The organism is Campylobacter sp. JH23 (assembly GCF_017846595.1).
GTDB lineage: Bacteria > Campylobacterota > Campylobacteria > Campylobacterales > Campylobacteraceae > Campylobacter_D > Campylobacter_D coli.
In genome coordinates this window covers 1-16265 of the sequence record NZ_JAEQBP010000010.1, presented here as the reverse complement: position 1 = coordinate 16265, position 16265 = coordinate 1, and the positions used below count along the sequence as shown (strand labels likewise).

Here is a 16265-nt window from a genome sequence, read left to right as displayed (position 1 = left end):
TTATGGAATTAGTTTATGGGCATATTAAAGCACAAGAAAATGCTTTGATTAAAAATATACTTCCTTTAGAAGAAAAACTTAAAGAAAGAAAATTAGATAAATGGATGGAAAGGGTGAGAAGGTGAGAAATATTTTAGTTACAGGTGCTGATGGTTTTATAGGTTCTCATCTTTGTGAAAGTTTGGTCAAAAAAGGTTTTAAAGTCAGAGCTTTAAGTCAGTATAATTCTTTTAATTTTTGGGGACATTTAGAAAAAAGTCCTTTTTTAAAAGACATGGAAGTTATAAGTGGGGATTTAAGAGATAGTTTTTTTTGCGAAAAAATCACCAAAAATATAGATGCGATCTTTCATCTTGGCGCTTTAATCGCTATCCCCTACTCCTACACAGCCCCACAAAGCTATGTGGATACCAATGTCAATGGCACTTTAAATATGCTCGAAGCAGCTAAAAAAAACGAGATTTCACATTTTATCCACACCTCAACAAGCGAAGTTTATGGCACAGCCTTTTATGTACCTATCGATGAAAAACACCCTTTACAACCTCAAAGCCCTTATTCTGCAAGCAAAATCGCTGCAGATATGATGGCGCTGAGTTATTATAATTCTTTTAATTTAAATGTCAATATTGCACGCCCTTTTAACACCTATGGACCAAGACAAAGCGCAAGGGCTATCATACCTACCATCATCACACAAATTTTAAGTGGAGCAAAGGAAATCAAACTAGGAGATTTAAGCCCTAAAAGGGATTTAAATTTTGTGCTAGATACTTGCGAGGGTTTTATCTCTCTTTTAAATTTAAAACATTTTGGAGAAGTTTATAATATAGGCTCAGGAGTGGAATACTCCATGCAAGAAGTACTTGATCTCATACAAAAAATTTTAGATTCTAAAGTAAAAATCATCCAAGATGAACAAAGATTGCGTCCTAAAAATAGCGAAGTTTTTAGACTTTGTTGCGATGCAAACAAGCTTAAAAAAGCTACAAATTGGCAAAGCAAAATAAGTCTAGAAGAAGGCTTGAGACAAAGCATAGAGTATTTTAAAGAAAATTTAGAAAATTATAAAAGTGAGCTTTATAATGTTTGAAAAAGAAATTTCTTTTATAAAAAGTCTTTTTAATAAAGAAAATATCGCCCTACATGAGCCTTGCTTTATAGGCAATGAGAAAAAATATCTCTTAGAGTGCATTGATAGCGGTTTTGTTTCAAGCGTAGGAGAATTTGTAACGCGTTTTGAAGAAGCTTTAAAAGAAAAAACCAAAACACGCTTTGTCATCGCTACAAATACAGGTACAGCAGCCCTTCATATCGCTTTACTAGCTAATGGTATCGATGAAAACTGCGAAGTCATCACTCAAAGCATAAGCTTTGTCGCTACGGCCAATGCTATCGCTTATACAGGTGCAAAACCCGTTTTTTTAGATATAGATGAGAACACTCTAAGTTTAAGTCCTAAGGCTTTAGAGCATTTTTTAGAAAATCAAACTTATCAAAAAGATAATCTTAGCTATAACAAAACCACACACAAACTCATCAAAGCTTGTGTTATTATGCACACCTTTGGTTTAAGCGCTCATATAAAAGCCATCAAAGAGCTTTGTGAAAAATACCACATCCTTTTAATTGAAGATGCCGCAGAAGCCTTAGGAAGCACCTATGAAAACAAGACCTTAGGTACTTTTGGAAAGTGTGGAATTTTAAGCTTTAATGGCAATAAAATCATCACAGGTGGATGCGGTGGGGCAATATTAAGCGATGATGAAAATTTAGCCAAACTTGCAAGACACCTTAGCACCACAGCTAAAATCCCCCATCCTTACGAATACGATCATGATAGGATAGCTTATAATTACCGTCTTTGCAATATAAACGCAGCAATCTTGCTTGCAGGACTTGAAAATTTAGAACTTTTTTTAGAAAACAAAAGAGAACTTGCTAAAATTTACAAGGATTTTTTTAAAAATCACGATAAATGTAAATTTATCGATGAAAAAAGCAATGAAAAAAGCAATTTTTGGCTCAATACCTTGCTTTTTAAAGATGAAAATTTGAGAAATATCTTTTTAGAAGAATGCTTGAAAAATAATATTTTCGTCCGTCCTGTGTGGAAAAGCTTACCGAGTTTAAAAGCTTTTCAAAACTGTCAAAGCAATGAGCTTATAAACACTAAAAAATTAGAAAAACGCTTGATTAATTTACCTAGTAGCATTAGAATAGCAAATAAAAAGGAATGATGCGTTGCAAAATTTAATTCAAAGCATTAAAAAAATTTAATAAGAAAAAATATGAGAGTAGCGGCGGGGGGGGGGATTTGATTTTTTTACTTCTTCTTTTAGGAGAAGTGCGTGAAAAATGTCATCATCATAGGAGCGGGTGGCTTTGCTAGAGAGCTTTATTCTTGTTTAAAAGATGCAAATTACGAAATTATAGGCTATATTGATATACAAGAAAATAATTTTTTTGACTTAAAATATCTAGGCAATGAAGATAATTTCGATAAAAAGTTGATTCAAAAAGCATCTTTTGCTTTAGGTGTAGGACAAATCAATTTAAGAAAAAAATCCTTGTAAAACTTTCAAAAAAATCATGTAATTTTATCACTTTTATACATCCTCAATATTTTGTTTCAAAAGAAGCTAAAATAGGACAAGTGTGGTTATGGTATGTCCTTTTGTAACCATTAATGCTAATTCAAATATAGGAGATTTTGCGCTTTGTAATATTTATTCAAGCATAGCTCATGATTGTAAGGTAGGAGAAGGAAGTATTTTAAGCCCTTATGCTACACTTAATGGAAATTCAAGCATAGGAAAAAATTGTTTTTTAGCTACTAGAGTTAGCCTGTTGCCTTGCGTAAACTTAGAAGATAACTGCATAGTAAGCGCAGGTAGTATTATTAGCAAAAACTACACATCCAATCAACTTATTTTTCATAAAAATATAATTAAAACAAGGAAAAAACAATGAAAGAAATTAATATCATAGGCTTTGGTTTAATGGGTAGGCAAATAAGTGCGTTATTTTTATTTGTTAGGCTATGAAATAGGTGTTTATAATAAAAGCAAGCTCAATATATACGAATTTGAAAAACAAATAAAACTTCTACAAAGAAAAATAGATTTTTCTAATTTTAACGCCGGAAAAATAAACATTTACCAACATATAGAAGATCTTAAAAATAGCTTGACTATAGAAAGCTTAAATGAAGATTTAAATTTAAAAAAAGAAATCATACAAATTCTTAGAGACAATAATAATATAGTTTTTTCGAATTCAAGTTCTTTGGGTATGGATGATTTAAACTGCGATTTTATGCATTTTTTCAATCCTATTTATATCAAATTAATAGAACTTTGTGGTTCTAATTTAGAACGATTTACCCCATTGAAAGATCTTAAAAAATTAGGATTTCATATCATTCGCAGTAAAGGCAATCGAGGAGCTTTAGCCAATTTACTTTTGTTCAATGAAATTTCATCATTTTTTAAAATTATAGAAAAATACGATTATAATTTCAAAGAATGTCAAACAGTTTATGATTTGCTTTATGAAAAAAGAAATTTGTTAAATATTATCGACGCTATAGGCATAGAACTTTGTGATAAAATTTGTAAGAATTTAAAAGAAGATGATGAAAATTTTACCATCCAAAAATCTTTAAAAAGGCTTTAAAAAAACGAATTTTAGATAGAAAAAATAAAACAAAAATAAGTGATATTTTATAAAATAAGTAAATATTAATTTAATATTTTATATAATTTAGCCTTTTTATTAAATTGAAGGGGTGGAGATGATTTATTGCGATCACTGCGTGATGCCAAATACTAGACCTGGTATTAAATTTACAAAAGATAAAAAAGGTAAAAATATCTGTTCAGCTTGTATCAATCATAAAAATAAAGAAAATATTGATTATAAAGCAAGGTTTAAAGAGCTTGAAGCCTTATGCGATAAATACCGCAGAATGAATGGAAAATTTGAATATGATTGTGCTATTGCCGTAAGTGGAGGTAAAGATTCGCATTTTCAAGTGCATATCATGAAAGAAAAACTTGGAATGAATCCTATTCTTTTTAGCGTTGAAGATAATTTCACCATGACTGAAGCAGGTAAGAAAAATCTTAAAAATTTAAGTGAAACTTTTGGTTGTCATATCATTAGCTTAAAGCCTGATATCAAAACTCAAAAAAAAGTTATGCTAAAAACCTTTGAAAAATATGGAAAACCCACTTGGTTTATTGATAGACTGATTTACAGCTATCCTTTTACTATGGCTTTAAAATTTAATACACCTTTATTGGTTTATGGAGAAAATGTTAGTTATGAATATGGAGGTAGTGATACCGAAGAAACTCCTAGTGCCAAAGAAATATTTTTAAATGGTGTAGCTAGTGATTTAAATATAAATGAATTTATAGATGATGAAATCAAAGAAGAAAATTTGCAACTCTTTTTCAATCCAAACAAAGATAAACTCGATAAACTTAACCCTATCTATCTAAGTTATTTTGTAAAATGGAATTCTTATAGCAATTATATTTTTGCTAAAAGTCGTGGTTTTACTGATCTAGAAGGCGAATGGGATAGAACAATGTGTGCAGAAAATTTTGATCAAGTTGATAGTATAGGCTATATCCTACACGCTTGGATGAAATACCCTAAATTTGGTCATGCTTGTGCGAGTGATTACGCAGCTCGTTTCGTGCGTTATGGACTTTTAAGCAGAAAAGAAGCTATTGAACTTGTGCAAAAAAGAGATCATAAGCTTGACAATAAATGCGTTGAAGATTTTTGCAATTTCATAGGTATTAGTAAAACTACATTTTGGAAAATAGTAGAAAAACATTACAATATGGATTTATTTTATAAAAATGATTTTGGAGAATTTAAATTAAAAAACAAATTACAATAAAAATATAAAGGAAAAAAATGCAAAACTCATTAGAAGCTTATACAATGAAATATAATGAAAATGGATACGGATTACTTTTTCCAGATGGTCATGTAGTACGTTTTTATGAAAGAATTTTAAAATACAAACTAAATAAAATAAATGGAAATTTACTTGATTTTGGTTGTGGCAATGGTGTACATTCAGCGTATTTTCAAAGCAAAGGGTTTAAAACTTTTGGAATAGATATAGTTCCAAGTTTAAAAGAAATTTGGGAGCAAAATATTAGCGGGGGGGGGGTATTGTAAAATTATAGAACCAAATTCTAGCATCAAAGGACTTTTTGATGAAAATATGGATATTATCTTTGCAAATCAAAGTCTTTACTACATACCTCTAAAAGAACTTAAACAAAATATTTTAGAATTTTACGAACTTTTGAACACAGGTGGAATACTTTTTGCTACAATGATGAGCAAGAAAAATTATTATTTTTCCCACAGTCAAAAAGAAGAAAAAAATGGCTTGAGTAAAGTTGAAATTAATGGAAGATTAAATGAAACAAGCTTTATACATTTCATCGATAAAGCCGAAGATCTAGAAAATCTTTTTCAACCTTTTGAAACTTTATTTCTAGGAGATTATGATCCTATTAATTTTTATAATTTTGAAGGATCGGCACACCATTATATTTATATAGGTATTAAAAAATAAAATTTTGCCTTTATTTTAAGGCAAAATAAAGGCAAAACTATGAAAAAAACTTTAATCATCGCAGAAGCAGGAGTTAATCACAATGGTGATTTAAATTTAGCTAAAAAGTTAATAGAAATCGCAGCAGATTCAGGAGCTGATTTTGTTAAATTTCAAAGTTTTAAAGCCAAAAACTGTATCAGCACAAAGGCTAAAAAAGCACCCTATCAGCTTAAAACCACGGCTAGTGATGAGAGTCAGCTTCAAATGGTACAAAAACTCGAACTCGATCTTAAAGCTCATAAAGAGCTTATCTTACACGCAAAAAAATGCAATATTGCCTTTCTTTCTACTCCTTTTGATCTTGAAAGTGTAGATCTTTTAAATGAGTTAGGCTTAAAAATCTTTAAAATTCCAAGCGGAGAAATCACCAATCTACCCTATCTTAAAAAAATTGCAAAGCTTAATAAAAAAATCATACTTTCAACAGGTATGGCAAATTTAGGCGAGATAGAAGAAGCTTTAAATGCGCTTTGTAAAAATGGTACTAAACGCCAAAATATCACTCTTTTACACTGTACTACAGAATACCCTGCCCCTTTTGATGAAGTCAATCTTAAAGCCATGCAAAGCTTAAAAGACGCTTTTAAGCTTGATGTGGGTTATTCTGATCACACTCAAGGCATACACATTTCTCTAGCTGCAGTTGCCTTGGGAGCTTGTGTAATAGAAAAGCATTTTACTCTAGACAAAAATATGTCAGGGCCTGATCATAAAGCAAGCCTAGAACCTCATGAACTAAAAACGCTTTGTACTCAAATAAGACAAATACAAAAGGCTATGGGTGATGGCATAAAAAAAGCAAGCAAAAGCGAAAGAAAAAATATCAACATAGTAAGAAAAAGTTTAGTCGCTAAAAAAGATATCCAAAAAGGAGAAATTTTTAACGAAGAAAATCTTACTACCAAACGCCCCGCAAATGGTATAAGTGCTATGAGATATGAAGAGTTTTTAGGTAAAATTGCTACAAAAAACTACAAAGAAGATGAGCTTATCCGTGAGTAAAAGAAAGATTTGTATAGTCAGTGCAACAAGGGCTGAATGGTATCTTTTAAGAAATTTATGTCATGAAATTCAAAACGATAAAGATCTAAGCCTTCAAATCATTGCTACAGGAGCGCATTTAAGTCCTGAGTTTGGACTCACTTATAAAGAAATAGAAAAAGAATTTAAAATCACTAAAAAAATCCCTATCCTGCTTGCAAACGATGATAAAATAAGCCTTTGTAAAAGTATGAGTTTAGCTTTTAGTGCTTTTAGCGATGCTTTTGAAGACTTAAAGCCTGATATGGTGATCATTTTAGGCGATCGTTATGAAATGCTTAGCGTAGCAAGTGTATGTCTATTGATGCACATACCTTTAGTGCATTTATGTGGCGGGGAGCTTACTTTAGGGGCTATTGATGATAGTATAAGACACAGCATTTCAAAAATGTCACATTTACATTTTGTAAGTCATGAAATTTATAAAAAAAGGCTTTTGCAACTTGGAGAAGAAGAAAAAAGGGTTTTTAATATAGGATCTTTAGCTTCTACTATCATAAAAAATATGAATTTTTTAAACAAAAAAGATTTAGAAAAAGCCTTAGAAATGAAACTAGATAAAGAACTTTACTTAATCACTTATCATCCTTTAACCTTAAATGTAAAAAATACTCAAAAAGAGATTAAAACCTTACTTAAAAAACTTGACACCCTTAAAAACGCAAGTTTGATTTTTACCAAAGCAAATGCCGATGAAAACGGACTTTTAATCAATGAAATTTTGCAAGATTATTGCCAAAAAAACTCACACAAGGCTAAACTTTTTGATAATCTTGGCTCACAAAAATACCTAAGTCTTATGAAAATAGCCAAGGCCATGATAGGCAATTCTTCAAGTGGTATTAGTGAAAGTCCTTTTTTTAAAACTCCTTGCATTAATATAGGCGATAGACAAAAAGGGCGTTTAAGAACTCAAAATATCATTGATTGCGAAATCAACGATCTTGATCAAGCTTTTGAAAAATTAGAAAGCAAAGAATTTAAACAAAATTTAAAAAATTTTAAAAACCCTTATGATAATGATAAAAATCCCAATAAAATCATAAAAACTTGCCTAAAAAATGTAAATTTAGATACAATTTTACATAAAAATTTCATCGATTTATAAGGCTTAGTGTGGATATAAACAAACTCAAACTCACCCCTGATTCTAGCATAAAAGAAGCTTTAAAAATAGTCGGGCAAGAACGCGTTAGATTAGGCATTATAGTTGATAAAAAGGATAAATTTTTAGGAGTCATTAGCGATTCAAACATCAGAAAAGCTTTAATTAGTGGCAAAACTTTAAAAGATAGTATCAAAGATATTTACACTAAAAATCCCATCACCATAAAAGAAAACACAAGCAAAGAACAGCTTTTAAGAATTTCTGCTAAAACCGATATTTACGACTTTCCTGTTTTAGATGAAAAAGGGCAAATTCTTTCCATAAAATCTGTCTCATCGCTTTTAAAAACCAATCCAAACTCCATTGTCATCATGGCTGGAGGCTTAGGATCTCGCTTAAAAGAGCTGACTAAAGATACTCCAAAACCTATGTTAAAAGTAGGCAAAAAACCCATTTTAGAAAGCATAATCCAAAGACTTAAAAATCAAAATTTTGAAAATTTTATCTTTTGTGTGAATTATAAAAAACAAATCATAGAAGATTATTTTCAAAAAGGGCAAAAATTTGGGGTTAAAATTTCTTATATTAAAGAGCGTAAAAAACTAGGCACAGCAGGGGCTTTAAGCCTTATAAAACAAGAATTTAAAGAAAGTTTTATCGTTATGAATGCAGACATTTTAACCGAGCTTGATTTTAATGATCTTTTAAAAGTGCATAAAAAATCAAAAGCTTTAATGAGCGTTTGCGTGCGTGAGTTTGAGCAACAAATTCCTTATGGAGTGATCACTCAAAAACAAGGTTTTATAGAAAATATAGAAGAAAAACCTACCCAAAAATTCCTAGTAAGTGCGGGGATTTATGTACTTGAAAATGAAATTTTAAATTTAATTGCTAAAAATGAATACCTAGATATGCCAGAACTCATCAAACTTGTATTGCAAAAAGGCAAAGTAAACACCTATATCATCAACGATTATTGGATTGACATTGGAAGGCCAGATGAGTTTTTAAAAGCCAATGAGGATTTTAAATGAAAGTCTTAATCATAGGTTTTGGAAGCATAGGAAAAAAGCATTTTTTAGCCTTAAAAAATTTAAATCATGAAGTAAGTTTGCTTTCTTTAAGTGCTAAAAAAGAAGAATTTAAAAACACTCCAATTTATCGCTCTTTGAAAGAATGTGATTTAAACGAATTTGATCTTTTTATCATCGCAAATATCACTACGGAGCATTTTAACACCTTAAAAACTTTAGATGATCTTGTAAAAGATAAAACCATACTCGTAGAAAAACCTTTATTTGAAAAAAGCCAAAATTTCACAAGTTTAAAAAATCACATTTATGTAGCATATTTACTGCGTTTTCATCCTGTGATTGTCGCTTTAAAAAGGCTTTTAAAAGGTGAAAAAATTTATTTTGCTAGTTTGATTTGTAATTCTTATTTGCCCCATTGGAGAGCTTTAGACTACAGGCAAAATTACAGCGCTAAAAAAGAGCTAGGTGGTGGGGTTTTACTCGATCTTTCTCATGAAATCGATCTAGCCTTTTTTCTTTTTGGAAACTTAGAGCTTATATACTCCCAAAATGCTAAAATTTCAGAGCTTGACATAACAAGCGATGATTTTGCCTTTTTGGTTTTAAAAAATTCACAAAAAGCTAAAATTCATATAGAATTAGACTATTTTTCTAAATTCAACAAAAGAGAAATGACCATCCATACTTTAGAAAAAAGCTTTAAAGCCGATTTAATAAACAATAAAATCGAAATTTATCACAAAGATCAAAGTCAAAAAATCTTAAATTTTGAAAATGATACGATAAAAACCCTTCAAAATTTACATCATGCAGTCTTTGAAAAAGACAAAGAACTTTGCGATCTTAAACAGGCTTTAAAAGTGCTTGAAATTTGTGATGAAGTAAGGAAAAAAAATGGCTGAAATTTTATGTACCATTTGTGCTAGAGGTGGAAGCAAGGGTGTTAAAAACAAAAATATTAGAAAGATTAACGAACTTGAAATGATAGCTTATAGCATAATACAAGCTCAAAATTCAAAGCTTTTTAAACACATAGTCATAAGTACTGATAGTGATGAAATCGCAAGTGTAGCCCAAAAATATGGCGCTGAAGTTTTTTTCAAAAGAGAAGCTCATCTTGCCAATGATCGGGCTGCAAAACTTCCTGTCATGCGTGATGCCTTGCTAAGAAGTGAAGAGCATTTTAAAACGCGTTTTGAAACTCTCATAGACTTAGATACTTCAGCCCCGCTTCGCTCAAGCCTTGATATAAAAAAAGCTTATGAAAGTTTTGTTGAAAATGATAATTCCAATCTCATCACCGCAGTTCCTGCTAGACGTAATCCTTATTTTAACCTCGTAGAAATACAAAATAACAAGGTAGTAAAATCCAAAGAAGGAAATTTTACCACTCGCCAAAGTGCCCCAAAATGCTATGATATGAACGCTAGTATTTATATCTTTAAAAGGGATTATCTTTTAGAAAATGATAGTGTTTTTGGCAAAAACACAGGGCTTTTTGTAATGGATGAAAGCACAGCTTTTGATATTGATAGCGAGCTTGATTTTAAAATCGTAGAGTTTTTAATCTCTTTAAAAAATTTATCGCCAAAGGATTTTTAATGCTTGAAAATAAAATCATCTTTGTAGCAGGAGCTTGTGGGCGTATAGGTAAAGCGCTTTGTCAAAAAATACTTCTTAGCAAAGGTATCCCTATACTCGCAGATATCAACAAAGAACGCTTAAATAAATTGCAAGAAAATTTAGAAACAAATTTTAAAACAAAACTTTTAAGCTTAGAACTTGATATCACTAAACAAGAAAGCTTACAAACCGCCCTTCAAAAAAGTCAAGAAAGATACGGCAAAATCGATGCTTTTGTTAACTCAAGCTATCCTTTTGGCAAAGATTGGGGTAAAACGCCTTATTATGAACTCAAATACGAACAAATTTGTGAAAGTTTAAATTTACATTTAGCAGGCTTTATGCTAGCCGCTCAAGAATTTGTGAAATTTTTTAAACAACAAGGCTATGGTAATATCATCAATCTTAGCTCCATCATGGGAGTTTATGCGCCAAAATTTGAAAACTATGAAGGCACTTCCATGCAAAGCTCTTTAGAATATAGCGTGATAAAAGCAGGGATTAACCACATGGGTACTTGGCTAGCTAAAGAGCTTTTTAATCAAAACATACGCGTTAATACCCTAGCAAGCGGGGGAATTTTAGACAATCAAAACGAACTTTTTTTAAAAGCTTATAGAAAATGTTGTGCGAGTAAAGGCATGTTAGATGCAGATGATATATGTGGAACTTTGGTGTTTTTACTTAGCGATGAGAGTAAATTTATCACAGGGCAAACTTTAGTGGTAGATGATGGATGGGGCTTATGATGACCTTCACCCCTACTCAAAAAGAACTCTTTAACAAAAACATTGAGGCTTTAAGTAATATTCTTTTAAAAGAAAGTTTAAAAGAAATTAAATCAAGTAAATTTGAACTTATCTTAGGTAAAGATAATCTAGATATCAATCTAAAAGATACAAGTGATAATACTTTTCTTTATGAAAATGTTATTGATGAATTAAACTCTATGCTAAACACTTATAATGATAAATATCTACTTTATCCTGTATTATATTTTTATGGTTTTGGAAATGGAATTTTATTTAAAGCTTTATTGCAAAATAAAAATCATCAACATATTGTTGTTTTTGAAAAAGATATAGAAATCATTTGGATAATGTTTCATATCTTAGATTTTTCACATGAATTGCAAAATTCAAGATTGATGGTTTTGCAAACAAGTTCTTTGGATATAGAATTTTTTTCTAATTTTTGCTCTAGTAAACCTTTCTTTCAATTTTCTAGAATTTATTTTTTAGAACTGATGAGTCATTATTATGAAAGATTTCATGAAGATATTTTAGGATTGAATAAAAAATTAGCAGAAAATTTTAAAAATTCTATTGTTTTTCATGGTAATGATCCCCTTGATGCTCTTCAAGGCATAGAACAATTTGTTTATAATCTTCCTCAAATGATTACCCATCCTAGTTATAAAGAATTACTTTCTAAAAGAAAGGGTGTAAGTGATACAGCTATCATTGTTTCTACAGGACCATCTCTTACTAAACAATTGCCTTTATTAAAAAAATATGCTAGTAAAGCTACGATTTTTTGTGCGGATTCTTCTTATCCTATTTTAGCTAAACATGGTATAAAGCCTGATTATGTTTGTATGCTAGAAAGAACTGAAATTACTGCTGAGTTTTTCAATCATGATTTTGGGGAATTTGATAATGGAATTTGTTTTATTATCAAATCCATAGTACATCCTAATGCCATAAATTACCTAACCAAAAAAACCGATAATTTTACTATAGTTTCAACCTATGCAAGTTTTATACAATATTTAAAATTAGATTATTTTGGATATTTTAACATGGGATTTAGTGTTGCACATATGGCTTGTTATCTTTCCTTACATTTAAATCATAAAAACATCATTTTTATAGGACAGGATTTAGCTTATGCTGAAAATGGCAATTCTCATCCTGATGATTATCAAAATTCAGCTAATTATGAAAGTCAAACGTATGAACATATTTTAACCGAGGCTTATGGTGGGAAAGAAAAAATCAAAACTCACCATGTCTGGCTTATGTTTAAACGAAATTTAGAGCAAGATGTGCAAAAAATACAAAAGTATTTAGATACTAAAGTTTACAACTGCACCGAAGGTGGAGCAAGGATAGAAGGAACCATAGAAAAACCTTTTCTATGGGCTTGTGAGAATTTACTTGATAAAGATTTAAATAAACCTTTTGAAAAATTAGAACCTTTAAGTTTAAATAAACAAAATGAGTTTTTACTTAAGGCTTATTATAAAGTTTGTAAAAGTATTAAGCATTGTAGAGATTTTAACGATAATTTTATTAAAGTTTATGATAAAATAAAAAATTCTTTTACGAGTTTACAAAATTCTCAAAAAAATGAAATTTTTATTCAAGAAATTATTCAAGATATAGATAAAACCAAAACTCAAATAGATGAACTTTACAATACTCAAAAAGATTTGATACAAATTTTAGGTCCCTTACTGACACAATTTGAACTTAAACTTGCTAGAATTTATGTTTTAAATCCTAAAACCAAAGAAGATGCTTTTAATAAAAGTATTCTTTGGATAAAAGAACATTTAGAATTTATGGAATTAGTTTATGGACATATTAAAGCACAAGAAAATGCTTTGATAAAAAATATACTTCCTTTAGAAGAAAAACTTAAAGAAAGAAAATTAGATAAATGGATGGAAAGGGTGAGAAGGTGAGAGAAGAGCTTTTTTTAAAAAATACTCAAGCTTTGTTTGAGGTCGATGAGTTTTTAGCTTGTACACTGAGATCACTTAAATACTTAACTTTTGCACTTATTCAAGATGAAAATGGAATAAATTTTAAAAAAGATGATATTTTTCTTTATGAAAATCCCAATAAAGAGCTTTTAGAAAACCTTACTCTGTTTAAAACCGAATATAACAAATATCCTGTTTTGTTTTTTTATGGCTTTGGAAATGGAATGTTTTATAAAACTTTATGTAAAAACAAACAACATAAACACATTATCATTTTTGAAGACAATCTTGAAATTTTAACTTTAGCTTTTCATTTATTTGATTTTAGCGAAGAATTAAAAAAAGAACAACTAATACTTTTTTATACTCCAAATATTAATACAGCACAACTCACCACACTTTTTACTTATGAAATCATTCAAAAAAGTGTAAAAATTTTTAATCTTTTTATCCATAATGATTTTTATCAACAATTTTATAGCACTCAAATACAAAATATAAATACTCAACTAATAGAAATGATACGATTTATCGTTTTAAACAAAGGTAATGATCCACATGATTCTTTAGTTGGAATCAAACATACCCTAGATAATCTCCCTAAAATGTTAAATCATGGAATTTTTCAAGAATTTCTCAAAGAAAGAAGAGCTAAGGTTAAAAATGCTATTATTGTTTCTACAGGACCATCTCTTACTAAACAACTTCCTTTATTAAAAAAGTATGCTAATAAAGCTACGATTTTTTGTGCAGATAGTGCTTATGTTATTCTTGGAAAATACGGTATAAAGCCTGATTATGTTTGCATGCTAGAGCGTGATGATATAGTTTCTAAATGTTTTGATAATGATTTTGGCGATTTTAACAAAGGCATACTTTTCATACTTGCTTCTGTAGTTCATAAAGAAGTATTAGATTTTTTAGAAAAAGATCAAAGAACTTATATGCTTGTACATCGCCCTTTAAATTTTGCAGCTAGTTTAAAACTTGATGAATATGGATATCTTGGAGTAGGACATAGTGTTTCAAATATGATCTATGAACTAGCCGGAGCTTTAAGATTTGAAAATATCATTTTTATAGGACAGGATTTAGCTTATGGCGAGGATGGAAGTTCACATCCTAAAGAGCATATACATGGAAGTCAAGGTGAAGAAATCAGAGGAGAAAAATATACCCTAGCTTATGGAGGAAAAGGCAAAGTAAGAACACAACTTACTTGGAATTTGTTTCGTCAAGCTTTTGAAAAAGATATATTTTGGACAAAAGAAAAACTCAATATCACCACCTACAACTGCACCGAAGGTGGAGCAAGGATAGAAGGAACCATAGAAAAACCTTTTCTATGGGCTTGTGAGAATTTACTTGATAAAGATTTAAATAAACCTTTTGATTTTCCAAAATTTCTAGATAAAAAACTAGCCAAAGAAAAATTAGAAAAAACAAAAAAATATCTCCAAAAAAGCATTTTAGAATCCAAAGAATTTATAAAAAAAACTCAAACTCAGCTTCAAAAGCTTAGATACACTTTAGAAAAAAATGACAAGAATTTTCAAACTCTTGAAAAAATCAAAAATGATCTTTTAAATCTTTTTAAAGAATTTAAAAAACTCAAGCTTTTTAATGAACTTTGTCAAGCTATTTATTTTCATAATGAATGCGAAATTTTAAAATTTGAAGTTTTAAACACAAATAAGCAAAAAGAAAATTTAATAGACTTTTTAAAAATACAACACAATTGGTTTATCCAAGGTTTAGGATACCTTGATGCTCAAAACAAAACCATAGAAAAAAGTTTAGAAAATTGGAATTTTGACGATATAATCAAAAAATAATTAGGATTTCCAATGACCTTCACCCCTACTCAAAAAGAACTCTTTAACAAAAACATTGAGGCTTTAAGTAATATTCTTTTAAAAGAAAGTTTAAAAGAAATTAAATCAAGTAAATTTGAACTTATCTTAGGTAAAGATAATCTAGATATCAATCTAAAAGATACAAGTGATAATACTTTTCTTTATGAAAATGTTATTGATGAATTAAACTCTATGCTAAACACTTATAATGATAAATATCTACTTTATCCTGTATTATATTTTTATGGTTTTGGAAATGGAATTTTATTTAAAGCTTTATTGCAAAATAAAAATCATCAACATATTGTTGTTTTTGAAAAAGATATAGAAATCATTTGGATAATGTTTCATATCTTAGATTTTTCAAATGAATTGCAAAGTGCAAGATTGATGGTTTTGAATACAAATAAACTAGAAATTCAAGATTATAATGAACTTTGTTCTTCTAAACCTTTCTTTCAATTTTCTAGAATTTATTTTTTAGAACTGATGAGTCATTATTATGAAAGATTTCATGAAGATATTTTAGGATTGAATAAAAAATTAGCAGAAAATTTTAAAAATTCTATTGTTTCTCATGGTAATGATCCAAAAGATGCTCTTCAAGGCATAGAGCAATTTGTTTATAATCTTCCTCAAATGATTACTCATCCTAGTTATAAAGAATTACTTTCTAAAAGAAAGGGTGTAAGTGATACAGCTATCATTGTTTCTACAGGACCATCTCTTACTAAACAATTGCCTTTATTAAAAAAGTATGCTAATAAAGCTACAATTTTTTGTGCTGATTCTTCTTATCCTATTTTAGCTAAACATGGTATAAAGCCTGATTATGTGCTTTCTTTGGAAAGGATTCCTTTAACTTCTGAATTTTTTAACAATGATTTTGGGGAATTTGATAAGGATATTTTGTTTGTTCTAAAATCCTATGTCCACCCTCATACTACAAAATATCTTCAAAAAAATAATAGAAATTTTATGCTTGTATCTACATATGCAAGTTTTATACAATATTTAAAATTAGATTATTTTGGATATTTTAACATGGGCAAAAGTGTAGCAAATATGAGCTACCTACTTACAGAATATTTAAACTATAAAAACATTATTCTCATAGGACAGGATTTAGCTTATGCAAAAGATGGATTTTCCCATACTAAAGATTATAAAAATCTTGATAAACATGAAGGACATTTTCAAAGAGATAAGGGCAAATTTCAATGTTTAGCTTATGGAGGTA

At 29.4% G+C, this 16265-nt stretch carries 13 protein-coding genes and 2 pseudogenes; all 15 read left to right on the top strand.

What is annotated here, in order from left to right; genetic code table 11:
• Positions 1-121: 121 nt before the first annotated feature.
• Positions 122-1093, top strand: coding sequence for a 4,6-dehydratase LegB (gene legB / locus KAR88_RS08665; protein ID WP_002786732.1), 972 nt, complete (start codon positions 122-124; stop codon positions 1091-1093).
• On the top strand, positions 1086-2240 hold the full coding sequence (legC, locus tag KAR88_RS08660) for an aminotransferase LegC (RefSeq protein WP_192801367.1): 1155 nt from the start codon (positions 1086-1088) through the stop codon (positions 2238-2240). The genes legB and legC overlap by 8 nt, the downstream gene beginning before the upstream one ends.
• A gap of 111 nt (positions 2241-2351) precedes the next feature.
• Positions 2352-2950: pseudogene (locus KAR88_RS08950) on the top strand (acetyltransferase).
• A 68-nt stretch (positions 2951-3018) separates the two neighbouring features.
• Positions 3019-3678, top strand: coding sequence for a 3-hydroxyacyl-CoA dehydrogenase NAD-binding domain-containing protein (locus KAR88_RS08945; RefSeq protein ID WP_233915798.1), 660 nt, complete (start codon positions 3019-3021; stop codon positions 3676-3678).
• 118 nt (positions 3679-3796) lie between these two features.
• Positions 3797-4918, top strand: coding sequence for an N-acetyl sugar amidotransferase (locus KAR88_RS08640; RefSeq protein WP_192801880.1), 1122 nt, complete (start codon positions 3797-3799; stop codon positions 4916-4918).
• Positions 4919-4935: 17 nt separating this feature from the next.
• Positions 4936-5611 (top strand): annotated as a pseudogene (locus KAR88_RS08635) (methyltransferase domain-containing protein).
• 39 nt (positions 5612-5650) lie between these two features.
• Positions 5651-6655: a N,N'-diacetyllegionaminate synthase gene (gene legI / locus KAR88_RS08630; RefSeq protein WP_052779111.1), complete on the top strand. Its 1005-nt coding sequence runs from the start codon at positions 5651-5653 to the stop codon at positions 6653-6655.
• Positions 6648-7802: a GDP-N,N'-diacetylbacillosamine 2-epimerase (hydrolyzing) gene (legG, locus tag KAR88_RS08625; protein WP_134162919.1), complete on the top strand. Its 1155-nt coding sequence runs from the start codon at positions 6648-6650 to the stop codon at positions 7800-7802. The genes legI and legG overlap by 8 nt, the downstream gene beginning before the upstream one ends.
• An 8-nt stretch (positions 7803-7810) precedes the next feature.
• Entirely contained in the window at positions 7811-8836 is a 1026-nt protein-coding gene (locus tag KAR88_RS08620; RefSeq protein WP_192801351.1) for a nucleotidyltransferase family protein, read from the top strand.
• Complete coding sequence (gene ptmF, locus KAR88_RS08615) at positions 8833-9738, top strand: L-glutamine-D-fructose-6-phosphate isomerase subunit (protein WP_002820087.1); 906 nt, start codon at positions 8833-8835, stop codon at positions 9736-9738. Before KAR88_RS08620 ends, ptmF begins: the two co-directional genes overlap by 4 nt.
• Positions 9731-10438 carry a CMP-N,N'-diacetyllegionaminic acid synthase gene (gene legF / locus KAR88_RS08610; protein WP_002820088.1) on the top strand — a complete coding sequence of 236 codons (708 nt, stop codon included), beginning with the start codon at positions 9731-9733 and terminating at the stop codon, positions 10436-10438. The genes ptmF and legF overlap by 8 nt, the downstream gene beginning before the upstream one ends.
• Entirely contained in the window at positions 10438-11208 is a 771-nt protein-coding gene (gene ptmA, locus KAR88_RS08605; protein ID WP_002794569.1) for a flagellin modification protein PtmA, read from the top strand. Before legF ends, ptmA begins: the two co-directional genes overlap by 1 nt.
• Positions 11208-13148 (top strand): motility associated factor glycosyltransferase family protein, encoded by a 1941-nt coding sequence (locus KAR88_RS08600; RefSeq protein ID WP_192801881.1) that lies wholly within the window; start codon positions 11208-11210, stop codon positions 13146-13148. Before ptmA ends, KAR88_RS08600 begins: the two co-directional genes overlap by 1 nt.
• Positions 13145-15004: a motility associated factor glycosyltransferase family protein gene (locus KAR88_RS08595; protein ID WP_139865480.1), complete on the top strand. Its 1860-nt coding sequence runs from the start codon at positions 13145-13147 to the stop codon at positions 15002-15004. Before KAR88_RS08600 ends, KAR88_RS08595 begins: the two co-directional genes overlap by 4 nt.
• A gap of 12 nt (positions 15005-15016) precedes the next feature.
• Positions 15017-16265 (top strand): motility associated factor glycosyltransferase family protein (locus KAR88_RS08590; RefSeq protein ID WP_192801363.1); only part of this gene is annotated, 1249 nt, incomplete at its 3' end.

What these genes read in the sequence shown, in the direction of transcription:
- legI (WP_052779111.1), top strand. Translation starts at nt 5,651, where the DNA reads ATGAAAAAAACTTTAATCATCGCAGAAGCAGGAGTTAATCACAATGGT.
- legC (WP_192801367.1), top strand. Translation starts at nt 1,086, where the DNA reads ATGTTTGAAAAAGAAATTTCTTTTATAAAAAGTCTTTTTAATAAAGAA.
- ptmA (WP_002794569.1), top strand. Translation starts at nt 10,438, where the DNA reads ATGCTTGAAAATAAAATCATCTTTGTAGCAGGAGCTTGTGGGCGTATA.
- KAR88_RS08640 (WP_192801880.1), top strand. Translation starts at nt 3,797, where the DNA reads ATGATTTATTGCGATCACTGCGTGATGCCAAATACTAGACCTGGTATT.
- KAR88_RS08600 (WP_192801881.1), top strand. Translation starts at nt 11,208, where the DNA reads ATGACCTTCACCCCTACTCAAAAAGAACTCTTTAACAAAAACATTGAG.
- ptmF (WP_002820087.1), top strand. Translation starts at nt 8,833, where the DNA reads ATGAAAGTCTTAATCATAGGTTTTGGAAGCATAGGAAAAAAGCATTTT.
- legF (WP_002820088.1), top strand. Translation starts at nt 9,731, where the DNA reads ATGGCTGAAATTTTATGTACCATTTGTGCTAGAGGTGGAAGCAAGGGT.